This is a genomic window from Exiguobacterium alkaliphilum (assembly GCF_018138125.1).
GTDB lineage: Bacteria > Bacillota > Bacilli > Exiguobacteriales > Exiguobacteriaceae > Exiguobacterium > Exiguobacterium alkaliphilum.
Genome location: NZ_CP073101.1, coordinates 1253276 through 1277751, shown reverse-complemented (window position 1 = coordinate 1277751; position 24476 = coordinate 1253276). Strand labels below are relative to the sequence as shown.

Here is a 24476-nt window from a genome sequence, read left to right as displayed (position 1 = left end):
ATTTTATGATAGGATAGGTAAGTACGCAATCCGGCATCCCTCACAGTTGAGGTGAGGCCATTTTGTTCGGTCGAGGCTTCCCCTAGTCGCAGACCGTTGCTACTCTAATCTTCCGCACTTTCGTTAATTCCTTTTTCATTTCGGGTAAGAACTAACGAGGTAACGTCGGAAGCACACTATTTCTTTGAAGAGAGGGACTACGCTTATGTCACACATTAAAGGTATTGGCGCATCTGCAGGAATCGCAGTCGCAAAAGCATTCGTCATGGAAACACCTTCATTCGACATCCCAACGAACAAAATCGAGGATGTAGCAGCTGAAAAGGCTCGCTTCGATGCGGCAATCGCGCAATCGAAAGTCGAACTTGAAGAAATTCGCGAAATCACACTCCGTGAGCTCGGCGAAGACAAGGCAGAGATTTTCTCGGCACACTTGCTCATCGTGGAAGATCCGGAAATCGTTTCCCAAGTGAACGAGAAAATTGAAAGCGAACACATGAACGCTGCGAAAGCGCTCGACGAAGTCGCGCAGACGATGATCATGATCTTTGAATCAATGGACAACGAGTACATGCGTGAGCGGGCAGCAGACGTACGTGACGTCACAAAACGCGTCATGGCCCACATCCTCGGCGTGACATTCATGACACCGGCTTCAATCTCTGAAGAAGTCATCATCATCGCAGAAGACTTGACGCCATCTGACACAGCACAACTTAACCGTAAGTACGTCAAAGGGTTCGCAACGAACATTGGCGGACGTACATCTCACTCGGCAATCATGTCACGCTCACTCGAAATCCCGGCTGTCGTCGGAACGAAAGTGGCACTTGAAGAAATCAAAAATGGCGATGTCGTCGTCATCGATGGAACAGAAGGCGACGTGTTCGTCAATCCTTCAGAAGAGCTCCTCAACGAATACGTTGCAAAACGTGAGTCGTTCGAAGCATACAAAGAAGAATTGAAGCAACTCGTCAACGAAGAGTCGGTCACGGCGGACGGTCATAAAGTGAAACTTGCGGCCAACATTGGGACACCGAACGACCTTGAAGGCGTACTCAAAAACGGAGCAGACGCAATCGGCCTCTACCGTACCGAGTTCCTTTATATGGACTCTGAGACGTTCCCGACAGAAGAAGAACAGTACAACGCCTACAAATCAGTGCTCGAAGGTATGGAAGGCAAACAAGTTGTCATCCGTACACTCGATATCGGCGGCGACAAAGAATTGTCTTACCTCGACTTGCCGAAAGAAATGAACCCGTTCCTCGGCTATCGCGCGATTCGCCTTTGCCTCGAAGAGACGGACTTGTTCCGCACTCAGCTCCGCGCCCTTCTCCGGGCGTCGGCTCACGGCGACCTCGCCATCATGTTCCCGATGATCGCGACACTCGAAGAGTTCCGTGCGGCGAAAGCCCTCCTTCTCGAAGAAGAAGCGAAATTGAAAGCAGAAGGCATCGCTGTCGGTAACTATGAGACAGGGATGATGGTCGAGATTCCGTCAACTGCCGTCATGGCGAAGCAGTTCGCGAAAGAAGTCGACTTCTTCTCGGTCGGTACGAACGACTTGATTCAATACACGATGGCAGCGGACCGCATGAACGAGAAGGTCTCGTACTTGTATCAGCCGTTCAACCCGGCCATCTTGAACCTTCTCCACAACGTCATCACAGAAGCACACAAAGCAGGCAAATGGGTCGGCATGTGTGGCGAGATGGCAGGGGAAGAGCTCGCGATTCCAATCCTTCTCGGACTTGGACTTGACGAGTTCTCGATGTCGGCTTCGAGCGTCTTGCGTGCACGTAGCCTCGTGAAGCGTTTGACGAAGTCAGAAACAGAAGCGATCGTCAACGAAGTACTCAACATGGACACAGCAGAAGAAGTCGTGAACTTCTTAAGCGAAAAGTTCGACATTAAAGCGTAATCAAACAGATGGCTCTCGCGAGTGTGCGAGAGCCATCTTTTGTTATTTATTCTGCTCCTTTGTCATCCGTTCTGAAATCGAGCGCCTCACCGGCGACGACGGTTTCCCCGAACGGTACGATGACGCGTTTGCCATCCCCGTTCGTCCAAATAATCGGCGTGATGAGCGATGGCACCCGGTCGCGAATGAGGTTGAGGTCGACGTCAAGCAACACGTCTCCCGCCTCGACCCGGTCGCCTTCTTTCACTTTCGAGGTGAAACCTTCCCCTTTCAAATTGACCGTATCGAGACCGACGTGGATGAGAATCTCGCGTCCATCGTACGCGAGCAACCCGATCGCATGTTTCGTCGGGAAGAACGTCGTGATTTGACCGGTGACCGGTGACACGACTTGGCCCGCGCTCGGCTCGATGGCGAAACCTTCACCCATCATGCGGCCCGAGAACACTTGGTCCGGCACGTCATCGAGCGAGAGGATGACACCGGACATCGGTGCGAGGAAGCGATGGTCCGCCTGTTCGGCAGCTTCCGATGTGATGACCGCTTTTTCTTTCGGCTTATATTCGCCTCCTTCGATGATCGCAGCAATCTGTGACTTGAGCGTGTCCGACTTCGGTCCGAAGATCGCTTGGATATTATCCCCGACTTCGAGCACGCCCGCTGCGCCGAGGTCTTTCAGCAAATCTTTATCGACTTGCTTGACGTCGTTGACCGTGACACGTAGGCGCGTGATACAAGCGTCAAGGTGTTTAATGTTTTCTGGACCGCCGAGACCGACAAGTACTTCATGCGGTAAATCGTCTCCGACGGAAGTACGCCCTTCTTTCCCTTCGACCGCGGCTTCACGACCCGGAATCTTCAAGTCGAATTTTTGAATCGCGAAACGGAATCCGAAGTAATAGATGACGGCGAATACGAGACCGACCGGGATGACGAGCCACCATGCGGTCCGGTTCGGTAACACCCCGAACAACAAGTAGTCAATCAATCCACCGGAGAACGTCATCCCGATCTTGACGTTTAGTAAGTGCATCGTCATGAAGGAGAGACCGGCGAAGACGGCGTGAATCGCAAACAAGAGTGGCGCAACGAAGACGAATGAGAACTCGACCGGCTCTGTGATCCCTGTAAGGAACGACGTGAGCGCTGCCGAGAAGTAGAGGCCTTCGACGTTTTTCCGACGTTCTTTCGGTACGGTATGATACATCGCAAGACAAGCAGCCGGCAACCCGAACATCATGAACGGGAATTTCCCGGTCATATACGTCCCGGCTGTGAACTCGACCCCGTCACGAAGCTGCGCGAAGAAGATGCGCTGGTCCCCTTGGACGAGGTCACCAGCTTGGTTCGTATATTCACCGAACTGGAACCAAAAAGGAGAGTACCAGATGTGGTGAAGCCCGAACGGAATCAACGAACGCTCGACCAGACCGAAAACGAAAGCCGAGACGGCCACGTTCGCTTCGATGATCGTACGCGAGAACGTGTTAATCGCGACCCCGATTGGCGGCCAGACATAGGCGAGTGCGATCCCGATAATCAAACTGAACGCCGCAGTGGCGATCGGGACGAACCGTTTGCCGGCAAAGAACCCTAAAAACTCTGGCAACTTGATGTTAAAGTATTTGTTGTAGGCAAATGCGGCGACGAGACCGGCGATAATCCCCCCGAACACCCCCATCTGGAGCGTCGGAATCCCGAGCACGGTCGCATACTGTGGGTCCCCTTGGACGATTTCTGCAGTGATCCCGTTCCATGTGCTAATAACTTTGTTCATAATCAAATACCCGACGATAGCTGCTAACCCGGCAACCCCGTCCCCGTTGGCTAGCCCGATGGCGACACCGACGGCGAACAGCAAGCCGAGATTGGCAAACACGATATCCCCGGCATCGGTCATGACCTGCCAGACGAGGACGAGTGAATCGTTTGCCAAGAAAGGTAAGAGCGCGACGAGATCAGGGTTTTGGAATGCGGTACCGAACGCGAGTAAAAGACCGGCTGCCGGTAAAATCGCAACCGGAAGCATGAGTGCCTTCCCGATCCGTTGCAAGACACCAAACACTTTCTTCCACATCTTGGTTCCCTCCTTTTGTCAGAATACTTACTTTTCCCCATCTGACATATGCCTGAAACCGTTTCCGGACACAAAAAAGCCACCCCCTGAAGGATTGGCTTTCCACTAGAATTAGTTGGCTTTCTTTTCGTTACCTGACGCGATAACGGCTTGCATTTCTGATTTCAATGCATCCGAGCGTGGTCCGAAGATGGCTTGAATGTTGTTTCCGACTTCAAGGACACCAGCTGCCCCAAGACGTTTCAACTCTTCTTTGTTCACTTGGTTCTTATCTTTCACTTCGACGCGAAGACGTGTGATACAAGCGTCTAAGTGTTTGATGTTTTGTGAACCACCGAACCCAACGAGGATATCTTGTGCAAGTTCCGAACCTGTAGCAGTTGATTGCTCAACGACTTCATCTTCACGGCCCGGTGTTTTAAGGTTGAACTTACGGATGACGAAACGGAATCCGAAGTAGTAAACGACTGCGAACACGAGACCGACCGGAATGACGAGCCACCAGTCTGTACGGTTAGGAAGTACACCGAAGAGAAGGTAGTCGATCAAACCGCCCGAGAACGTCATCCCGATTTTGACGTTCAAGATGTGCATGACCATGAATGAAAGGCCAGCGAAAACGGCGTGTACAGCGAACAAGAGTGGAGCGACGAACAAGAATGAGAACTCGATCGGCTCAGTGATACCAGTCAAGAACGATGTGAGTGCTGCCGAAGCCAAGAGACCACCGACGACTGCTTTACGTTCTGGACGTGCTTCATGGTACATCGCGAGTGCTGCAGCCGGAAGACCGAACATCATGAACGGGTATTTACCAGTCATGAACGTACCAGCTGTCAACTCAGCGCCATCACGAATCTGTGCGAAGAAGATCGCTTGGTCACCACGGACGATGTTACCCGCCGCATCTGTGTATTGACCGAACTCGAACCAGAACGGTGAGTAGAAGATGTGGTGGAGACCGAACGGGATCAATGAGCGTTCAATCAAACCGAAGACGAACGCCGCGAACGTGCGGTTTTCAGTCAACATGAAAGTTGAGAACGCGTTCAATCCAGTTTGTACCGGTGGCCAGATGAGAAGCATGACGAAACCAGCGACGACCGCGGCAACAGCCGTGACGATTGGGACGAAACGCTTACCAGCGAAGAAGCCAAGGAATTGCGGCAATTCGATGTTGTAATACTTGTTGTATGCCCAGGCGGCAATCAGACCCATGATAATCCCGCCGAATACCCCAGTTTGGAGTGTCGGGATACCGAGCACGGTCGCGTATGCCGGGTCACCTTGTGCGATGACGTCAGGCGTGAGCTCGAGCCAGATACCCATGACTTGGTTCATGATGAGGAATCCGACGATGGCTGCGAGTCCGGCAACGCCGTCCCCTGCTAACCCGATGGCGACACCGACAGCGAACAAGAGTGCCAAGTTCGCGAAGATAATGCCACCCGCTTGCTCCATGAGCTGAGCGAATTTCACGACGCCTTCGTTCGTTAACCAACCAGCGCGTGATGTAAGGGCCGGGTTTTGCATCGCGTTACCGAATGCAAGGAGAAGACCGGCTGCCGGTAAGATCGCAACAGGAAGCATAAGTGCTTTACCGACTTTTTGAAGAACACCAAAAATCTGCTTAAACATGATAAATCCTCCTTCTTGTTTTTGTAATACGAATGGACGACGTAGATGTCAGACAACCGACGTATCTAAACGTTTTCATAATAAACGTTTATAAAAACAGAAACAGGCATGAATAAGGGACAGAACGTAGACCTCTCCCATTGGAGAAATCGTAAGCCGTTCCACTCCTTACTCATGCCTGATCGAATCAGTAACACGTAAGATACGTGGTATCAGTTATCTACTTGTAAGTCGCTGGAGATGCATCGTCAAATATGTCGCTTCACCTCGCGGGACAGGACGCTTTAACTCGCGTTCCATGATGCCCATCAGCTCCCAAGCAGTACTGTAGCATAGCGGATATTCTTCACGCAACACCTTTTCTATTTTTTGTGGGGCCTCGACGAGCTCACCCGTCGCAACCCGCTCAACGGCGTACCGTAAGTGCCGAAGTAAGCGCTTATAATCGAGTGAAGTCCGGTCCATTTTGACGTTCAACCGACTCTCAATCGTCTGGACGATTTGGCCGATGATTTGGTTGTGCCGGTTCACTTCCAAGACGTTTTTGAACGTCGTCGCCGAGTGGATATGGAGCGCAATAAAGCCAATCTCAGCATCGGGCAACAACACATCGAGCCGCTCATGAATCATGTCGACGATGCGTTCGGCGAGTGAATACTCGTTCGGATAGAGCGATTCGGTCTCGAGGAGGAACGGGTTCGTAACTTCCATCCCTTGCTCGATTCGTTTCATTGTGAAGAACAAATGGTCGGTCAAACCGATATGGATATGTTGATCGACTTTTTTGCCCGTACTCGTCTCGATGAAGCCGACGATCTCTTGCATGAAGGCGATGAAGTCTTCATCGACATGCTTGACGAGCTCACGGTATTGCGATTGCTCCTCTTTATCGGTCAATTGATACACTTTCTCCGGGACACTGGCCGGGTCGACGAGATCGCCCGCCTTCTTGCCAAAGCCAATCCCCTTCCCGAGTAGAATGACTTCCGGATCCGTATCATGTTGACAAATGACAACGCTATTATTCAACACTTTTTTGATCGTATACATCGGTAATGTCATTCGTATCGCATCCCTTACTCACTAAAATCGTTTCGTACTTAGTATATCGGTTCATCCCCTAAAAAAGTAGGCGGAAAACAAAAAAGACGAACATTTCTGTCGTCTTTAAAACATCGAGTAACCGCTCTTGCGCAAGAATCGAATCGTCACCCCGGCTAAAATCGCACCGAGCAACCCGAAACCGAGCATAAAGATGTCAAGAAACTGCAGCCCGAGCAATCGTTCATAGACGCTTGCGAGCGCGGTCGACGTTTCCGTGACATAGCTAGAGAGCTTGACGTTATCAATCATCAAGATGACGAAAATCGGATAGATGAAGACGAGCGTCCACGTCTTTTTCAGTAACATATTCAAGATGAAGCCGATGCTGAAGAAGATGACCAAATATAAAATGGCGCCGATAACAGCCTGGATGATATGCATATGATTGCCCCCTTTTCCCATCGTCTATTATACCGAAAACCGCTCAAACAGGTCAAAAAAGATTGAGGTAACGGTGAATAAAAAAGCCCGTTCCGAGGAACGGGCTGGAGCATATTGCTTAGAACTTCCCTTTTTTAAGGACGAGTCCATACTTCTTCAATTCGAGGAAGTGTTTGTTGTCAATCACTTTCTTCATGAATGAAGCGTTGCGACCGAAGATTTTTTTACCCATGACGATCCCGATTCCATCGTTGTGACCAAGTGACGCCACAGTCCCCTTGCTCTCGTACGTGAATTTCGAAGTCGATTTCCCGTTGATGAGCGCGGCGATGTTTTTCGCGACGTTGTGTGCTTGTTGTGTCGCGATTTGAGCTGTCGGCGGGTATGGACGGTTCGATACCGGGTCCATGACGGCCGAGCAGTCACCGATGATGAAGACGTTGTCGTGGCCAGGGGCACGGTTGTCCGCCTCGACCATGACACGGTTACGCACCGCTTCAAAGCCTGACTTCTCGATAATCGGGCTACCGCTGACGCCACCTGTCCAAATGATCGTGTTCGCGTGAATCGTCTCTGTCGTGTCACCTTGGAGTGGTCCGAACGTGACAACGCCCGGCTCAACACCTTTGATTCCGTTACCGAGCTTCATCTCGACACCGTTGCGCTCGAGCCATTTCTGGGCGTATGTCGTGAGGTCTGGATCGAATCCAGGAAGGACAGTCGGAGCTGCCTCGATGTTGACGATGCGGACCGCTTCGCGTGGGACGTCATACTGTTTGCAAAGTTCAGGGATTCGGTTGACGAGCTCACCGAGGAACTCGATTCCTGTGAAGCCTGCACCACCGACGACGATTGTCACGTATGAACGATCTGCCGAGTTGTTTGATTTATATTCCGAGAATGAGTACTCGATATGGTTTTTGATTTTACGCACGCTGTTGAGCGAGCTGATCGTCATCGCGTTCTCTTTGAGGCCCGGGATACCAAACGTTTCCGGAACACCGCCGAGCGCGAACACGACGTAATCATATTCGACTGTCGAGCCGTCTGTGAGCAACACTTGCTTAGTCGTAGTATCGACGCGATCGACGATCCCTTTGACAAATTTCACTCGTGACGGGTTGACGACGTCGTTGATGTAAATACGAGCTTGCTCAGGTTTCATCGTCCCTGCCGCCGGCTCATGGAGCCATGTCGTTTGATAGTGGTAATCATGTTTGTTGATAAGCGTAATGTTCGCATCTCCAGCTGAAAGTGTCTTCTGGAGGTTGACCGCTGTGATCAATCCACCAAAACCTGCGCCGAGAATAACAATGTTAGGTCGTTTCATGTTCATTTCCACCTTATGTTTCTTAGATTTGTTTTCTTGAACAATCATGTTGTGTGTTTTTTCACATAGATGTTCACAATAAAGCCTAAACCTTGTTCAACCAATGTTCACAATTGCTTCTATGCCATTGTACGCTCTTTGTTTCGATTTCTCAATGGAAAAGCTTATCTTCTTGAATTTTTTTTGAATCTGTTGCATGTTTGTACAGAATGGATTTAATTGACGATTGTCATTATAATAAATGTATACGTTTTGAGGAGGAATTCGATGAAATCGACGAAAGATGTGATCATCATCGGTGGCGGCCCAGTCGGGTTGTTCACCGCATTTTATGCAGGTATGCGCCAACTCGATGCGACGTTGATTGAGAGCTTGCCACAACTCGGCGGCCAATTATCAACGCTCTATCCAGAAAAATATATATACGACATTGCCGGCTTCCCAAAAGTGAAAGCCCAAGATTTGATTGACCAACTGAAAGCTCAAGCCGATCAGTTCGAACAGGACTATCGCCTCGGCGAGACGGTGGAAACGGTCGAACGCCTTGAAGACGGCACGTTCCACATCACGACGAACAAAGATGAGTACCATACGAAAGCGATTATCATCACAGCCGGGAACGGGGCATTCGCCGCACGTCCGCTCGGTCTCGATGGATGCGAAGACTATGCGAACTTACATTACTTCGTCGACAACATGGAGAAGTTCCGCGATCGCCGCGTCATGATCGCCGGCGGCGGCGACTCGGCTGTCGACTGGGCGCTCATGCTTGAAGGCATCGCCAAAGAAGTGCACATCGTCCACCGTCGTGACCGTTTCCGCGCCCACGAACATACGGTCGAGCAGATGAAAGCCTCGACAATCAACGTTTGGACGCCGTACAACATCGAGTCACTCTCAGGAGAGACGCACATCGAGTCGGTCGAATTGACGGACAAAGACGGTGCGTCGAAGTTCATCGAAGTCGACGACTTGATTTGTAACTACGGCTTCGTCTCGTCACTCGGCCCAATCAAGAACTGGGGTATGGAGTTCGAGAAGAACACGATTCGTGTCGACTCACGTATGGAGACGACGGTCGCCGGCATCTTCGCCTGCGGAGACATCGCCACATACGAAGGAAAAGTCAAACTGATCGCGACAGGCTTCGGTGAAGCCCCGATTGCCATCAACCAAGTGAAGCAGCTCGTCGATCCGACGGCGCGTCACCCACAACATTCGACCTCGGTATTTGCCGGGAAATAAGTGATTCGGCCCCTCATCGATTGATGAGAGGCCGTTTTTTCATTTGCGAATCGTTTGGATGATGACCCGGTCGATCCAATCATCAAGTTTCGTGAAAACGAAGCCCGCCTTCTTCGCCTCGGCAATCGACATGTAATAGTCGACGTCCGTGTCGTAAGGCGAAGATTCCCCGTCTTTGATGATATGGACCGGCTTGTCGAGATGTTGACCGATTCGCTCCATGAGCGCCCCCATCGAGATGATCCCCTCGCTTGCGGCATTGAACGGCCCGGTCACGTTCGCCCGGCCGACCCATTCCAAGAAAGCGGCCGCTTCAAAACTTGAGATGAAGCCCATCTTCGCCTCCGGACGATGGAGGACGATCGGCTCTTCCCGTCGAATCGCATCGACGTAAAACTTGAGGCGGTCCGTATAGTCGTCAGGACCGAGCACAATCGGGAGCCGGACGGTCGCGACCGGGAATGAGGCCCGGTTGAAGAAGTACGATTCCGCCTCCCGCTTCCCTTGACCGTAATCGTGCTCGGCATCGAGATGATAGTCGTAATGGAGCGGGTTGAAGTCACTCTCCTTCAGCTCGGAGCCGGGTGCGTACACGGACATCGTCGACGTGAGCACGTACTTCCCGACTTGGTCCATGAACGCATCGGCTGCGATTTTCGCCTGATAGGGCGTGAAACAGATGTTGTCGTACACAAGGTCGTAACGTTCCCGTGACAAGTCTTTCATCGTCGCCACCGATTGACGGTCTCCTTTGATGGATCGGATGCCTTCCGCCTCCGGTACTTGCAGTTGCCCTCGCGTCACAATCGTCACGTCGTCTCCCGCCTCTGCCAATCGAAGCGCCAGCCGTTTACCAAAATAGCGCGATCCACCGAAAATCAGTACTTTTCTCATCCTCCCTGCCCCCTTTTCATCCTTCTGTCTCCAATATTCCCGTTCATTTCCTTGGAATAACCTACGAACAAAAAAAGGTCACAGACGTATGTCTGCAACCTCCCCGTTTAGCAATCTCCTGGTGTCCCGGCGTTCGTCGCCGTCCGGAAACTCGAACCGCAACCGCACGTCGCGATGGCGTTCGGGTTCTTGATCGTGAATCCACCACCGAGCATCGACTGCTTATAGTCGATCTCGAGCCCGTCGACGACTCCATGGTCGGCCTCGGCGACGATGACGCGGACCCCGTGATGGTCGAACTGGACGTCCTTGTCCGTCTTTTCCTCGTCGAATCCCATCCCGTATGACAGACCGGTACACCCACCGCCTTGTACTTTGATCCGTAAATACTGTCCATCGGGGCGTTCGGTCTGTTTCATCATATCGATGACCTGAAGCGCCGCTGATTCTGTCAAATGAATCATCTGAACTCCTCCTTCATTATCTTAACCTCAAGTCAACTCGCTTGAGATTTTGTGGATTATCTTGTATAACTAAACTGTAACAAAAAAAATTAAATCGTTCCATCTTCGGGGCAGGGTGAAATTCCCGACCGGCGGTATTGAAGACAAGTTCTTCTCAGCCCGTGAGCGAGCAAGGCGTTGCTTGCTGATTTCGTGAGATTCGAAAGCCGACAGTATAGTCTGGATGGGAGAAGATGGCGGCATCCGACCGATATTCGGATGTTTTCTTTGACGTGGTCTTTTCCGCGACGGGAAACATCTATTTCGTATGCGCGTAAACTCTCCCGATTGTTATGATGCAATCGGGTTTTTCTATGCGACGGGTGCCATTCATCAAGGAGCGACAAAAGGAGAGATTTTGATGAAAACAACGCGCAACAAACGATTGACTACACTGGTGACGTTATCGATGCTCGGGGCGATCTCATTCGTACTGATGCTCTTTAACTTCCCGCTGCCTTTCCTACCACCGTTCCTAAAAGTGGACTTCAGTGACATCCCAGCGCTCGTCGCCGGTATCGTCTTCTCGCCACTCGCAGGCGTCGTGGTCGTCGCTCTAAAAAACGTCCTTTATTATGTCTTTAACGGCGGCGGCGTTCCGGTCGGTGAACTTGCAAACTTCTTCGCAGGTGTCGCCTTCATGTATCCGGTCGCTTGGTTCTACCATAAACGTAAAACGAACAAAGCGCTCGCTTCAGGTCTTCTTGCCGGAACGATCACGATGGCGCTCAGCTTGGCAATCTTGAACTATTTACTCATCTTACCGGCATACGCGTTCTTCTTCGGGATGGCTGAGATGGCCGATCCGGCTGTGAAGACGAACCTCGTCCTTTATGGAATCTTGCCGTTCAACCTCATTAAAGCGTTGTTGATTACAGCATTGTTCGTCCCGCTCTTCATTAAATTGAAGCCGTGGATCGAACGCCAGCGCATGCAACTCCAAGCATAAGTGGAAAGCACCTAGAAATAGGTGCTTTTTTCTATGGACCCGTTATAAAGAAAAGAACCGGCACGCCAATTGGCCGAAGCTATGAGAAGTGACTGCATCTCGTCACGGACGATCAGCGTGCTTACAAAAAAAGAGCGACCACCGAAGTGATCGCTCTGATTCTCTCGTATTCGATTAGAGAAGGAGTCCAGCGAGTGTCGCTGACATCAAGTTTGCAAGCGTACCTGCGAGGATTGCAAGGACACCCATCCGTGCGATGTCACCGCGACGGTTTGGCGCCATACCACCAAGACCACCGAGAAGGATTGCGAGCGACGAGATGTTGGCGAATCCACAGAGTGCGAACGCCGTCATGGCTTCCGTACGAGCCGAAAGCTCACCTGTGCCAATGATTGGTGCGAACTCAGAGAAGGCAACGAACTCGTTCAAGACAAGTTTTTGTCCTAGGAAGCTACCGAACTGAACGGCATCTGCCCAAGGAACACCGATGACGAATGCGAGTGGAGCAAACACATAACCAAGAATCAATTGAACCGTAAGGTCACCGAATCCGAACAAGCCACCGATTCCACCGAGAATCAAGTTGACGAGTGCAATCAATGAAACGAAGGCGAGAAGCATCGCACCGACGTTCAAGGCGAGGAAGAGACCGTCCGAGGCACCGCGTGCGGCCGCATCGACGAAGTTCGCTGCTTTGTTCTCTTCATCTTCCGCGATTTCGATGTTGTCATCCGGCTCATCCGTCTCAGGAACGATGATCTTCGCGAACATGAGACCTGCTGGAGCAGCCATGAAGCTCGCTGCGAGCAAGTATGAAAGCGGGACACCAAGTGCGGCGTATCCAGCAAGTACCGAACCGGCAACCGAGGCGAGACCACCGACCATGACTGCGAAGAGCTCTGATTGTGTCATCGAAGGAAGATACGGTTTGATGACGAGCGGTGCTTCTGTTTGACCGACGAAGATGTTCGCCGTCGCCGAGAGCGACTCTTTACGTGACGTGCCGAGCGCTTTCGCGAGCGCCGTCCCGAGGATCCGGATGACCCACTGCATGACGCCGATATAATAAAGAAGTGCGATAAGCGAAGACATGAAGACGATAATCGTCAAGACTTGGAATGCGAAGACGAAGTTGTCCCCGCCTACAGCTGTACCGAAGACGAAGCTAATTCCTGCGTTCGCCGTGTTCAACACGTTTTGAACCCCTTCCGAGATCCAAAGTAAGACGGCCCGCCCTGCTGAAGTGTAAAGGACGAGGAAGGCGAACAAGAACTGAATCGCGAACGCCGCTAAGACTGTGCGCCACTTGATGGCTTTACGGTTGGTTGAAAAGATGTAAGCGATTCCAATTAGTGCCAAAATACCAACCACACTCATGATTTTCATTGGTGTTGTGCTCCTTTCATATTAAGAAAAGCTATTATTTGTGTCATACCCGAAAAGAGATGTGTCCTACCGTTTGAAACGCTTTCTTTTTTTGATGTTAAACGTCAGACAACCTACATTCGAACCTCTTTGAATATAACAGACCGTTTTTAAAAAAGCAACGGGTCAAAAAGAAAAAAAGTTTGAAGAAACTCCAAACTTTTTACCATGCCATCTCTTCGATTTTTTCATATACGTTCGTCACGAGTTCTTCGGGCGTCTCTCCCGTCACGACCTCTCCATCGACGAGACAAAACAAGTCGAGCGCACAGACGCCGCAATAGCCGGTACAACCGTACTCGACGACGTCGAGGTCAGGGTCGCTTTCGAGCTTGGCGCGGGCGATTTGAGAGCCCATCGCTAAGTTCGAGGCACAGAACTCGATGATTGGATTCATCATTGCTTTCACCGTCTTTCTTTCCTATAGAATCAGGAAAATGGTTCTTCTACGGCAGATTATAACATGATACAGTTAAAGAGTAACAAAGGGGGATTTTTATGCGCAAATTAGTCGTCTTAGGGGGCGGTTACGGGGGAATGCGTGTCATCGAACGTGTGCTCAGCCATCAGCTGAATGACATCTCGATCACACTCGTCGATCGCCTGCCTTATCATGGATTAAAAACAGAGTATTATGCTTTGGCCGCGGGAACGGTGTCAGATCGTGACATCCGAGTCGACTTCCCGGAAGGAATCGACTACATATACGGCCAAGTGACGGACATCGACACGAATGACAAAATGGTACTCCTTGCAAGCGGGGAAAAAGTTCCGTATGACGACCTCGTCATCGGGCTTGGCTGTGAGGACAAATACCATAACGTGCCCGGTGCAGCCGAGTTCACGTATAGCATCCAGACGCTCGAAGAATCACGGAAGACGCAACAGGCCATCAACGGGCTCTCACCCGGTTCTGTCGTCTCCATCGTCGGAGCCGGACTGTCTGGCGTCGAGCTCGCCAGCGAGCTTCGTGAAAGCCGCCCGGATTTAACCGTCCGTCTCTTCGACCGCGGTCCTTCCGTCTTATCGTTCTTGTCGAATCGCGTCTCGATGTACGTCCAGTCCTGGTTTGAAGACCACGGTGTCGACGTCATCAACAACGCCAACATCACCCGCGTCGATGCAGACGGGTTATGGAATCACGACGACCTCTTCGCCTCAGACCTGATTGTCTGGACGGCCGGTATTCAACCGGTCGCCGTCGTCCGGAATCAAGGATGGGAACTCGACGGCGGTGGTCGAGTCAAGTTGACATCGCATCATCACGTCCCGGAAGCGCCGGACGTCTTCATCGTCGGGGATAACGCGAGCCTGCCTTACGCCCCTTCCGGTCAATTGGCAGAGGCACAGGCCGAGCAAATCGTCCAAGTGTTGCTCTGCAAATGGAAAGGCGTGGCATATCCCGACTTGCCAGCGATCAAACTCCGTGGGACGCTCGGTTCGCTCGGAAAGAAAGCCGGCTTCGGCGTCTTCATGGGCAAACAATCGCTCACTGGGAAAGTAGCGCGGTTACTCAAGTCCGGCATACTCTGGAAGCATAAAGTCATTAAATAACGGTTCAGTTGAAGTCGCGACTTCCTTTATGGAGGTCGCGTCTTTTCACGTCCGGAACGTTTTGCGAATCCGCATGGGCGTGACAAAAGTCCTGAACCGATGTCCCCGTTTCCACATTTTTAATATTCAGAATATTGATACAATTGACATCTACATCCCAATGGAAATCCTTGTTACATTATGGACACGGCAAACAACATGCGTCGCTCGTCGCCTCATCGGACCGGCGGACGCGTCAATAACGCCTACATAACCTAAAGGGGGAACCACATTGAAGAAGAAAAAACTTTGCAGTACCGTCCTCGCCTCGCTTCTCGTCTTGTCATCTGCTCCACAAGTCGCGGATGCGTCTAGCGACAACGGGAAAGAACGTGTCATCGTCGTATTCAAGGATTCGGCCAAGAAGAACCCGCTCTCGATTCCTGGACTCGAAGTTCGTCAGCAATACGCGAACATTCCGGCCGCGGCGCTCGAAGTGCCAAAAGCTGCACTTAATGGCTTGAAGAACAACCCGAACATCGCCCACGTCGAAGTCGACCAAACGGTTCAAATCGAAAACCAGACACAAGACTGGGGCATTCCAAAGCTAAAAGCGCCGGCCGCTTGGCAAAGTGGATTCACCGGGAAAGGCGTCAAAATCTCCGTCGTCGATACCGGCATCTCGGCACACCCTGACTTAACGATCTCGGGCGGTGCCTCGTTCAGTAGCGTGACAAGCTCATACGCCGACGACAACGGTCACGGGACTCACGTTGCCGGAATTATCGCCGCTCGCAACAACAGCATCGGAACGGTCGGAATCGCCCACGAAGCGAGCATCTATGCCGTCAAAGCACTTGAAGCAAACGGTAGCGGTAGCTTATCGAGTATCATCGCCGGAATCGACTGGTCGATCTCGAATCAAATGGACATCATCAACTTGAGCTTAGGTACGACGAGTCACTCGTCAACACTTCAACAAGTCGTCGACCGCGCCAATAACGCCGGCATCCTCGTCGTTGCTGCTGCCGGGAACAACGGACGCGCCGACGGAACAGGCGACCTCGTCAACTACCCGGCTCGTTACAGCTCAGCCATCGCGGTCGCAGCGACGGATATCAACAACAACCGCGCCTCGTTCTCAGCGACAGGTAGCACGGTCGAAGTCGCAGCTCCAGGTGTGAACATCAACTCGACGCTTTACAATGGCGGCTACGGTCCATTGAGCGGTACATCGATGGCGACACCTTACGTCGCGGGTAACTTGGCGCTCATGAAACAAGCGTATCCATCACTCTCAGCATCGCAACTCCGCACACGCTTGTCGCAAGACGTCATCGATCTCGGTCCGACTGGTCGCGACACGTGGTTCGGTAACGGGCTCGTTCAAGCTCCAGCTTCTGGCGGCACATCGCAACCAGTTCAAGCGCTCGCGACGACGGTCACAACGTCAAAAGCAACGTACACTGCCGGTGAACAAGTCTCGATCTCATCGACGGTTCGTGATGCGAACGGTCAAGCTGTCGCCAACGCGGACGTCCGCGTGACGGTCACACAACCGAACGGCGCGACGTTGACAGGGACAGGCAAGACGGCAGCGAACGGTTCGATCACGTTCACGCTCTCGACGACGTCTTCTTCACAAAAAGGCACGTATCAAGTGAAATCAGACGCGACGCTCTCAGGCTACACGGCCGGTTCGGCGACGACGTCATTCCAGCTCCGGTGAACTACTCACCACTTATTCGCTTCGCAAATTGAAGTGGGAGCTTCTTGGGAAGACCGTGCTTTGACTAGCCACGGTTATGGGCCAAGCTCGTCGGGCAGTCCCTGCCCTGAAGACATGATTTCCTCGGCGAGGCACAACAGGTTGCGGCTCGCGTTGACGTCGCGGTCGTGGTGCGCGCCGCACGCGGCACACGTCCACTCGCGGATGTCCAACCCCTTCTTGCCGCCGTTCTCGCCACAGGCCGAACAGATCTGGGTCGAGGCGAACCATGGGTCGGCCTTGATCAGCGTCCGTCCGTAGAACCTGCATTTGTAAGAGAGTTGGCGGACGAACTCGCCCCATCCGGCGTCCCCGATCGACTTCGCCAGACGGCGGTCTTGCATCATCTCCCTCGCTCGGAGTGTCTCGACCACGACGACTTGGTTCTCGTCGACGATGCGCCTTGACAGCTTGTGGAGGAAGTCGTGCCGTCGGTTCTTGACCTGTTCGTGTCTCTTCGCGAGGAGGAGCCGGGCCTTCTCGCGGTTGTTGCTTCCCGGCTTCTTGCGGGCGAGGGCGCGCTGCGCTTGTTTGAGCCGCGCCTCGGCCTTTCGCAGGTTGCGCGGGTTCGGGACCTTCTCCGTGACGAGGTCGTCGTTCGTCATGGTGGCGAAGTGCTCCAGCCCGAGGTCGACCCCGATGATGTGCTCGGCCGGGACCCACGGCTCGTCGGCCTGCTCGACGAGGAGCGACACGAAGAACCTGCCCGTCCTCGTCATCGACACGGTCGCCGACCGGATCTCGCCGTCGAAGCCGCGGTGCTGTGTGAAGCGGACGAACCCGACCTTCGGGAGCCGTACGCGGTCCCCCTCGATGCGGATCGTGCCGTGCTGGTTGTTCGTCGTGTAGGAGGCGCGCGACCTCCGTCTCGACTTGAACACCGGGAAGCCGGCCGTCCCGGCGAGGAACCTCGCGAACGCCGCGTCGAGGTGCAGCTTCGCGTTCGCGAGCGCGAGGCTGTCCGCCTCGCACAGGAACGGGAACAGCGGCTTGTAGGAGGCCGGCGTCGGCGGTTTCCGCCTCGGCCCGCCGCCCGCCTTCGCCTCCTCGTGGATGGTGATGCGGTCCTCGAGCAGTTTGTTGTAGATGAAGCGGGCACAGCCGATCGTCTTGATTAGGAACTCGGCCTGTGCCGCGGTCGGGTGGAGCCGGTATTTGTAGCCTTTCAGCATGTCCTCCCCTCCTTTGCCGGGTGTCAGGATGAGTCTCGTCCCATTCCGATACCCGCGGAGGGGGCGATGAAATCTGACGGAGTCACGAACTTTTGTTCGTCGTTCCGTCACAGCGGTGGCCGAAGGCGTCGGGGACGGGCGATTCATCTCCCACCTTCGCTGGGCTTCGCCCTGAGCCGCTTAGAGGTGGGAGATGAATCGCCTATTTTAGTTAAAAAAAGAGTCGGCCGCGTCCTTTGGACACGTCCGACTTTTTTTTACACTTGGTCGATGGCGGCATATACTTTCCGCAACTGGACGACCCCTTCGTCCACGACTTCCCCATTCAAGAGCACGAGCGGATAAAACCACTCATCTTGTTTGAGTGCCTCAGAAAACTCATCCTCGACCGTCTCGAAATCGATATATTCGAACTCGAAATGGTGCTCTGGATACTTGCGGCCGAGTGCGCTTTGCAACCATTCGTACGTTTCAATCGAACTCGGTGCCCCGACGCAACTCGCGCACTGGACTTCAGTCCCATATACTGTGATTTTCATGGCGATTCCCCCTCTTGTTTCTTATTATACAAAACGCGTTCCCGATGCAGGGATGGAAACGCTCAGCGTTAATGATTGAGAAACAATCTCAAACTTGCTAGAATGAAAGGGAACCAGAAAGGGGTAGATACCATGGAAATGTTCGATCAAGTCCAAGAAGTACTCGATAAATTACGCCCGTTCTTGCTTCGCGACGGCGGTGACGTCGAACTCGTCGATGTAGAAGAAGGCATTGTCAAACTCCGTTTGATGGGTGCTTGCGGCAGCTGCCCGTCTTCGACCATCACATTGAAAGCCGGCATTGAGCGCGCGCTCATCGAAGAAGTGCCTGGCATCGTCGAAGTCGAACAAGTATTCTAAACAAAAAGGGAGACGTGTGTCATCCCTTTTTTTCGTGCATCCACTCATCTAAACTCTCGACCATGTAGGTCGGGAGTTTTTCTTGTTCCCGGATGAACGCCGGTCCGTGGACGCCTGAGTTGACGTGAAGCGTCCGAATCCCGCCGTTAATGCCGAACAAGATGTCCGTATGGTAGTTGTCGCCGACCATGACGACGTGTTCTTTCGAGAGCCCGATCATCTCCAAGGCGATATCGACCATGACCGGTTCCGGCTTGCCGATGAAGAACGGCTCTTTCTCTGTCGTGACCGCGAGCACGGACGTGAGCGCCCCGTTCCCCGGTAAGAAGCCGCGTTCGGTCGGGATCGCGATGTCTCCGTTCGTTGAGATGAAGCGCGCCCCGCTTCGAATCGCGAGCGCCCCCTTGGCCAGCTTCTCATACGTGATGTGACGGTCTAACCCGATCACGACGTAATCCGCTTTCGGTTCATCCGTTATTACGAAACCGCGCTCTTCAAGCGCGATGCGGAGCCCGTCTTCGCCAATCATGTAAACCGTCGCCCCCGGCGTCATCTTCTCGATATAACGTGCCGTCGCCATCGCACTCGTCAACACGTGCTCCGGGGTCACATGGACGCCCATCTTGACGAGCTTGTCCGCGACTTGGGCCGGCGTCATCGAGGCGTTGTTCGTCACGAACAAGTACGGGAACCCCGTCGCCTCAAGTCGGTTCACGAAATCGACGGCTGCTTGAATCGGGGCCGTCCCCGCATACATCGTCCCGTCTAAATCAAATAAATAGCCTTTAATCGTCTCCATCCAATCACTCGCTTTCTGGTAGAAATGCCGACACCGGCCCGAGCTCGACTTCAAGATAGCGTCGGACCTGTTCCGGGAACGTTCGGAAGTCCTCAAGTGAGGATGCGACCCAGTCATCAAACCTCGCGCTGTCGGACGTGACGAACTCGCGGACGTAGTAGGCGCGTAACGCCACCAACGATTTGGTCGCCTCCGCGGTCGTCGCATCGAGCACTCGCTCGTCGAGCAAGATGTCGACGATGTCCTCGTAACTCCCCGGATCACGCATGATGAACCCGTCAATCATCGAGTTCCCGACGTCAATGACGCCTTCCATCAAGTGGACGGCGAGCCGTTCCTTTGCCAGTTCGACCGTGAACGCGTCCCCGACGAGTCCATCGATTCGGTCGAGCATCGCTTCCATATGGGCCAATGTCGCATTGATTTTTTCTCTATTCACAAAATACATTCGAATCCCCCCTGTCCCTTATCATAATCTTTTTTGAAGAACGAGAAAAGAAACTCCCCTATTTACATCATTTCTTTTATTGTGATACACTAATACACGGATAAACACTTTAATTAGTATGTCACATTAAATAGATATCACGTGGAGGGTACAACACTATGGAACGAGAATTAGCGTTAGAAATCGTACGAGCAACAGAAGCAGCCGCACTCGCCTCATCAAAATGGATCGGTCGCGGTCAGAAGAACGAAGCGGACGACGCCGCGACGTCGGCGATGCGAGAAGTGCTCGGCACAGTCAACATGGATGCGACGGTCGTCATCGGCGAAGGTGAACTCGACGAGGCGCCAATGCTCTACATCGGCGAGCGTCTCGGGACGACGTTCGGTCCTGAAGTCGACATCGCTGTCGATCCGCTCGAAGGGACGTCGATTGTCGCCAAAGGCCTCGGAGACGCGATGGTCGTCATCGCCGTCGCTGATAAAGGCGCCCTCCTCCACGCGCCAGATATGTATATGGACAAACTCGTCGTCGGACCGAACTTGAAAGGGAAAGTCTCGCTCGACGAACCGCTCGAATCGATCATCGAGAAGGCAGCCTTGTATAACGGAAAACGAATTGAGGAAGTGACGGTCATCATGCAGGACCGGGACCGTCATGAGCATTTGCGACAAGCGGCCATTCAGATGGGCGCCCGCGTCAAATTGTTCGAAGATGGTGACGTATCGGCTGGAATCGCTGCAGCCGTCAAATCGAACCCGATCGATATTTTCATCTCGACGGGCGGCGCACCGGAAGGCGTCATCACGGCAGCGGCCGTCAAAGCGCTCGGTGGCGATATGCAAGCTCGCCTGCACCCGATGAACGAAGAAGAGACGGCACGCGTCATCTCGATGGGGATTGAAGACCCGCTCCAATTGCTCACACTCGATGACCTTGTCAAGAGCGATGATTGCATCTTCGCCGCAACCGGTGTCACGACCGGTGAACTGCTCGACGGCGTCAAGTTCTTGACGGACGACATCGTCGAGACGACGTCGCTCGTCATGCGCTCGAAGACGAAGACGATTCGTAAAGTCGTCGCCGAGCATACGCTCTCACTCAAACCCTATTTGCAGAAGCAACCAGTGAACGTCTGATCAATCTGCTTTGAAACCTGTATGGCCTCTCCCTTTTTAAAGGGACGCCGTACAGGTTTTTTTCTGGTCGAACGCGTTTCGCTGGCAATCACCTCACAAAAAAGATGGCCCCAAAGCAAGACCGGGGCCACCTGATATGATCAGATTGATGAATCGTTTACGATATTCGTTATGAGCCTGTATCTCGGTCACCAATCCGAGTCGTTGAATCTTGCGCTGTCTGGATTTCTCCTTTACTAAGCAAGAACGCCGAGACGAGCGCCGTGATCGGAATGGCGAGCACGAGACCGATACTCCCAGCAAGCGTCCTCAGGATTTCCACACTATACAGTTCCATATGGATTAATTGACCGAAAGGATATTCATACGCATTCATCAGTAAGAGAATCGGCAAGGAGGCCCCGACATAAGCGAGAATCAACGTGTTCGCCATCGTACCCATGATGTCCCCGCCTACGTTCATTCCGGACTTGAACAGGTCTTTATACGTCGCGTGTTGATTGTTTCGTTTGATTTCCTCAAGCGATGAGGCAATCGAAATCGCGACATCCATGACGGCACCGAGCGCCCCGATGATGATCCCAGCGAGCAAGAGGCCGGATAAATCAATCGCGTTTTCTGAATCAAGCATGCCGAGCATGATTTCTTCCTCCCCATGAAAACCGGACAGTTTCATCAGACTCATGAATAGAAAAGAAATCAAAGCTGCCGCACCTAATCCGCCGACCGTTCCGGTAATCGCAGCAAGCGTTTTCCGGGAAATACCACTTACGATCACGAACGTTAGCGTCGTGACGATGGCGCCGGTAACAAGAACTAGCATTACCGGATTATACCCTTCTAACAAATATGGAATCATAAACTTGAAGAGAATAAAGACGGTCAGCCCTAACGTAATGACCGACTTAAGACCTTTCATTTTCCCAAAGAGGAGTAACAGCGCGATGAATAACCCACCTAGAAGGTAGGTCGGCACATCCCTCGTGTAACCGATTGGGTAAGCGCGCGTGATTTCACCATTTTCGATTTGAAGTCCGACGGTAATGCGGTCCCCTTCCTTAAACCAAAAATTGCTGTTCGCAAAATACGTGTCGACATAATTGAAGCCTTCAATCTCGATTTCCTGGCCTTTGTACTCACCAGATAAGATCTCGACATTTAATAGCTGAAACTCTCGTTCCTCTTGTGTTATTTCCTCTATTTCTGTCCTCTCTTCAACGACTTCAAGGACGCGGGCAGTTGTATTGACGGTATCTGGCATCTCATACATCATTTCCTCTTCGCCTGGGTTCATCGGTGGTGGCGTGTAGCTTGCGAAGACAGAAGACGGAATCAGTAGAAGCGCAAAAATCATGAGGGTGACGAATCTAAACATGTTATTTCTTTCTCCTTTTTGTGCAATCAATATGACAACAATGAAAATATATTATAGCAAAGGAGTATGTTGATTCATCTCATATCTTCATTTTTATATTGAACTGTAATATAAAAGGATCGGTTGTCTATTGATGCCACGTTAACGGATACGAATGGTATACGAGGATTCACCATTACAAAAAGCGACCGTCCCTCGATTCGAGGGTCAGTCGCTTTCATCAAACGATTTAGAATCCAGTCGGGCCATCCGTCGAATGGTCCGTCATGAATTGTGATTCCGGGTGTTGCTCTTGTTGAATCGACTCGTAGAACGTTGCGTACGCCGTCGAGAAGTACGGATAGATGAACAAGAATCCGATTCCGAGCGTCAAAATACCGACGAAGAACCAACCGATGAACGACAAGACGAGTTTGAACGCTTCCATCTTGTGTCCATCCATCAAACGGCGCGACTCTGTGATTGCTTCGAGCGCAGACAGTTCCGGCTGATCACGCAACAAGTAATACGTGAGCGAGTAAGAAAACGATTTGATGATCCCTGGAACCACTAGTAACAAGGACCAAAGGAAAATGAAGATTCCCATCAAGATCGGTGCGAGAACGTGTTTCACGTAACTGTTACGAAACGGTGCGAACAATGTTGAGATGACGGGCTTATTCCCGCGTGATACGTCTTGCGCAATCCACGACCAGCCGATTGAAAGCGGCGCAATCAATAGCGATAAGACGAGCGAGACAAACGTGAGAATCGTCTCATTCGTCGTCGGCACCGTATCCGGGTCGACCGGCGGAGAAAAGAATTGTGGAATGGCGTTCAGCGCCGTAAACACAATTAAAATTCCGGCAAGAAGCCACCATTTCCCTGCCAACATGTCACGTGCGTGTTTTTTCCATTGAGCTGTCATATCATCCATCCTTTATTATAGTCTTTCCTTAGTGTACGTGAAACAAATGAAAAAGTTTCACGAAAATACGAAAAAAGGGAAAAAGGTTTTCCCTTCTCCCTTTCAGTACATCGCATTGCCTAAGAAAAATTGCGACATCGATAAAATCAATAAGAGCACTCCGATTGCAACCGCAGCAAGTGAGGTTGCTTTAAACAAACGCGTTCTTAAAAATGCATGTCGATATTCGAAGCGACGGATGAACAAGACGTGCGTTACTTCAAATAATAAAACCGCGGCGGTAAAAGAAAAGGTCATGATGCTTCCAAGTCCGAAAAACAACATCGTCAACAGCCCTAACCCTAAATTGTGAATCCGGTTATGGACGTCGTCACGATCGCCGACAGTCGCCATATGTGCGTGTTCCATCCACTCACCTCTTCCGTACCCTTAAAACACTGAACGAACATCTTATAAACAAAGTATCACAATTTTTAAGGGTCTAAACCTGTCACACCGTCTTTTCACCTAAACGAAACACTTTGGAAAAGATTGTAACAAAAAAAGCGCTGATGTCATCAGCGCGTCATGTTTCAGAAGCATCTTCTTCTGCCTTCTTGAATTTCCGCTTCAATTTGAGCAGTTGTTTCGTCCCTCCAAAGACAGGACCGTCTTCCGACTCGTCAATCTCCGTCTCTTTTTTTAAGACGAAGAACGGACAACCGAAGTTACAGTACTCATACACGTAATCCATCATATGGTCGATTCGATTATCGTACGTGGCAAACTTCGATTTGGCCTCATAAAAACCTTTCAATCGAAGTTGACCATGTCCCCAATCCCCGACGATATAATCGTATTTATCGAGCACATCGCTATAACGCGCGATGAACGCCTCCTCGTCAAATCCGTCTCGCTTCTCTTCGATGACGGTATAGCCGTGGCGATTCACTCTAATCATGACTCACACCTCCACATTCTTATCAT

Annotated in this window: 23 protein-coding genes, 1 pseudogene and 1 riboswitch; of the genes and pseudogenes, 7 read left to right on the top strand and 17 right to left on the bottom strand. The window is 51.9% G+C overall.

What is annotated here, in order from left to right:
* Positions 1 to 205 precede the first annotated feature (205 nt).
* Positions 206 to 1924, top strand: a complete 1719-nt coding sequence (ptsP, locus tag KB235_RS06625; RefSeq protein ID WP_034814656.1) for a phosphoenolpyruvate--protein phosphotransferase — start codon at positions 206 to 208, stop codon at positions 1922 to 1924.
* A gap of 46 nt (positions 1925 to 1970) precedes the next feature.
* On the opposite strand, the gene ptsG (KB235_RS06620) is transcribed toward ptsP, so the two are convergent.
* The 5 genes and pseudogenes from ptsG (KB235_RS06620) to KB235_RS06600 all read right to left on the bottom strand — a co-directional run bounded on the left by ptsG (KB235_RS06620) (position 1971) and on the right by KB235_RS06600 (position 8454).
* A complete protein-coding gene (ptsG, locus tag KB235_RS06620) occupies positions 1971 to 4001 on the bottom strand; it encodes a glucose-specific PTS transporter subunit IIBC (RefSeq protein WP_211780810.1) in 2031 nt (676 codons plus the stop codon).
* 138 nt (positions 4002 to 4139) lie between these two features.
* Positions 4140 to 5639, bottom strand: a pseudogene (ptsG, locus tag KB235_RS06615) (glucose-specific PTS transporter subunit IIBC); the annotation flags it as partial.
* A 216-nt stretch (positions 5640 to 5855) separates the two neighbouring features.
* Positions 5856 to 6701 carry a glucose PTS transporter transcription antiterminator GlcT gene (gene glcT / locus KB235_RS06610; protein ID WP_211780808.1) on the bottom strand — a complete coding sequence of 282 codons (846 nt, stop codon included), beginning with the start codon at positions 6699 to 6701 and terminating at the stop codon, positions 5856 to 5858.
* 105 nt (positions 6702 to 6806) lie between these two features.
* Complete coding sequence (locus KB235_RS06605) at positions 6807 to 7124, bottom strand: YuiB family protein (RefSeq protein WP_034805322.1); 318 nt, start codon at positions 7122 to 7124, stop codon at positions 6807 to 6809.
* A gap of 118 nt (positions 7125 to 7242) precedes the next feature.
* Positions 7243 to 8454 (bottom strand): NAD(P)/FAD-dependent oxidoreductase, encoded by a 1212-nt coding sequence (locus KB235_RS06600; protein WP_211780807.1) that lies wholly within the window; start codon positions 8452 to 8454, stop codon positions 7243 to 7245.
* Positions 8455 to 8721: 267 nt separating this feature from the next.
* Here KB235_RS06600 and KB235_RS06595 point away from each other — a divergent pair, with 267 nt between their 5' ends.
* On the top strand, positions 8722 to 9699 hold the full coding sequence (locus KB235_RS06595) for an NAD(P)/FAD-dependent oxidoreductase (RefSeq protein ID WP_211780806.1): 978 nt from the start codon (positions 8722 to 8724) through the stop codon (positions 9697 to 9699).
* 39 nt (positions 9700 to 9738) lie between these two features.
* Here KB235_RS06595 and KB235_RS06590 read toward each other — a convergent pair whose 3' ends face one another.
* Both KB235_RS06590 and KB235_RS06585 read right to left on the bottom strand, forming a co-directional pair.
* Complete coding sequence (locus KB235_RS06590; protein ID WP_211780805.1) at positions 9739 to 10593, bottom strand: Rossmann-fold NAD(P)-binding domain-containing protein; 855 nt, start codon at positions 10591 to 10593, stop codon at positions 9739 to 9741.
* A gap of 107 nt (positions 10594 to 10700) precedes the next feature.
* Positions 10701 to 11057, bottom strand: a complete 357-nt coding sequence (locus KB235_RS06585; RefSeq protein WP_034804156.1) for a HesB/IscA family protein — start codon at positions 11055 to 11057, stop codon at positions 10701 to 10703.
* A gap of 97 nt (positions 11058 to 11154) precedes the next feature.
* Positions 11155 to 11296, top strand: a riboswitch (FMN riboswitch).
* Positions 11297 to 11457: 161 nt separating this feature from the next.
* Between KB235_RS06585 and KB235_RS06580 the strand changes: the two genes are divergently transcribed.
* Positions 11458 to 12045, top strand: a complete 588-nt coding sequence (locus KB235_RS06580; RefSeq protein ID WP_211780804.1) for an ECF transporter S component — start codon at positions 11458 to 11460, stop codon at positions 12043 to 12045.
* Between the two features lie 174 nt (positions 12046 to 12219).
* Here the strand turns inward: KB235_RS06580 and KB235_RS06575 are convergent, their stop codons facing one another.
* Together KB235_RS06575 and KB235_RS06570 are read right to left on the bottom strand one after the other, a co-directional pair.
* Positions 12220 to 13431 (bottom strand): NupC/NupG family nucleoside CNT transporter, encoded by a 1212-nt coding sequence (locus tag KB235_RS06575; RefSeq protein ID WP_034817272.1) that lies wholly within the window; start codon positions 13429 to 13431, stop codon positions 12220 to 12222.
* Positions 13432 to 13633: 202 nt separating this feature from the next.
* On the bottom strand, positions 13634 to 13870 hold the full coding sequence (locus KB235_RS06570; RefSeq protein WP_034804163.1) for a YuzB family protein: 237 nt from the start codon (positions 13868 to 13870) through the stop codon (positions 13634 to 13636).
* A 98-nt stretch (positions 13871 to 13968) separates the two neighbouring features.
* On the opposite strand from KB235_RS06570, the gene KB235_RS06565 reads away from it, so the two are divergent.
* Both KB235_RS06565 and KB235_RS06560 read left to right on the top strand, forming a co-directional pair.
* Positions 13969 to 15024, top strand: a complete 1056-nt coding sequence (locus KB235_RS06565; protein WP_211780803.1) for an NAD(P)/FAD-dependent oxidoreductase — start codon at positions 13969 to 13971, stop codon at positions 15022 to 15024.
* 271 nt (positions 15025 to 15295) lie between these two features.
* A complete protein-coding gene (locus tag KB235_RS06560) occupies positions 15296 to 16732 on the top strand; it encodes a S8 family serine peptidase (protein WP_211780802.1) in 1437 nt (478 codons plus the stop codon).
* A gap of 74 nt (positions 16733 to 16806) precedes the next feature.
* On the opposite strand, the gene KB235_RS06555 is transcribed toward KB235_RS06560, so the two are convergent.
* Together KB235_RS06555 and KB235_RS06550 are read right to left on the bottom strand one after the other, a co-directional pair.
* Positions 16807 to 17943, bottom strand: coding sequence for an RNA-guided endonuclease TnpB family protein (locus KB235_RS06555; protein ID WP_211780801.1), 1137 nt, complete (start codon positions 17941 to 17943; stop codon positions 16807 to 16809).
* A gap of 257 nt (positions 17944 to 18200) precedes the next feature.
* Complete coding sequence (locus KB235_RS06550; RefSeq protein WP_211780800.1) at positions 18201 to 18482, bottom strand: DUF1462 family protein; 282 nt, start codon at positions 18480 to 18482, stop codon at positions 18201 to 18203.
* Positions 18483 to 18584: 102 nt separating this feature from the next.
* Here KB235_RS06550 and KB235_RS06545 point away from each other — a divergent pair, with 102 nt between their 5' ends.
* Complete coding sequence (locus KB235_RS06545; protein ID WP_232819607.1) at positions 18585 to 18842, top strand: NifU family protein; 258 nt, start codon at positions 18585 to 18587, stop codon at positions 18840 to 18842.
* A 19-nt stretch (positions 18843 to 18861) separates the two neighbouring features.
* Here KB235_RS06545 and KB235_RS06540 read toward each other — a convergent pair whose 3' ends face one another.
* Both KB235_RS06540 and KB235_RS06535 read right to left on the bottom strand, forming a co-directional pair.
* Complete coding sequence (locus KB235_RS06540) at positions 18862 to 19641, bottom strand: TIGR01457 family HAD-type hydrolase (RefSeq protein ID WP_211780799.1); 780 nt, start codon at positions 19639 to 19641, stop codon at positions 18862 to 18864.
* Between the two features lie 4 nt (positions 19642 to 19645).
* Positions 19646 to 20089 carry a DUF86 domain-containing protein gene (locus KB235_RS06535; RefSeq protein WP_211780798.1) on the bottom strand — a complete coding sequence of 148 codons (444 nt, stop codon included), beginning with the start codon at positions 20087 to 20089 and terminating at the stop codon, positions 19646 to 19648.
* A gap of 158 nt (positions 20090 to 20247) precedes the next feature.
* Here KB235_RS06535 and glpX point away from each other — a divergent pair, with 158 nt between their 5' ends.
* A complete protein-coding gene (gene glpX, locus KB235_RS06530; protein WP_034817260.1) occupies positions 20248 to 21228 on the top strand; it encodes a class II fructose-bisphosphatase in 981 nt (326 codons plus the stop codon).
* Positions 21229 to 21397: 169 nt separating this feature from the next.
* Here the strand turns inward: glpX and KB235_RS06525 are convergent, their stop codons facing one another.
* The 4 genes from KB235_RS06525 to KB235_RS06510 all read right to left on the bottom strand — a co-directional run bounded on the left by KB235_RS06525 (position 21398) and on the right by KB235_RS06510 (position 24450).
* Positions 21398 to 22603 (bottom strand): YibE/F family protein, encoded by a 1206-nt coding sequence (locus KB235_RS06525; protein ID WP_051690345.1) that lies wholly within the window; start codon positions 22601 to 22603, stop codon positions 21398 to 21400.
* Positions 22604 to 22832: 229 nt separating this feature from the next.
* Positions 22833 to 23510, bottom strand: coding sequence for a DUF975 family protein (locus KB235_RS06520; RefSeq protein WP_211780797.1), 678 nt, complete (start codon positions 23508 to 23510; stop codon positions 22833 to 22835).
* A gap of 102 nt (positions 23511 to 23612) precedes the next feature.
* Positions 23613 to 23918: a hypothetical protein gene (locus tag KB235_RS06515; RefSeq protein WP_211780796.1), complete on the bottom strand. Its 306-nt coding sequence runs from the start codon at positions 23916 to 23918 to the stop codon at positions 23613 to 23615.
* Between the two features lie 157 nt (positions 23919 to 24075).
* Positions 24076 to 24450 carry a YutD family protein gene (locus tag KB235_RS06510; protein WP_211780795.1) on the bottom strand — a complete coding sequence of 125 codons (375 nt, stop codon included), beginning with the start codon at positions 24448 to 24450 and terminating at the stop codon, positions 24076 to 24078.
* Between the last annotated feature and the right edge of the window lie 26 nt (positions 24451 to 24476).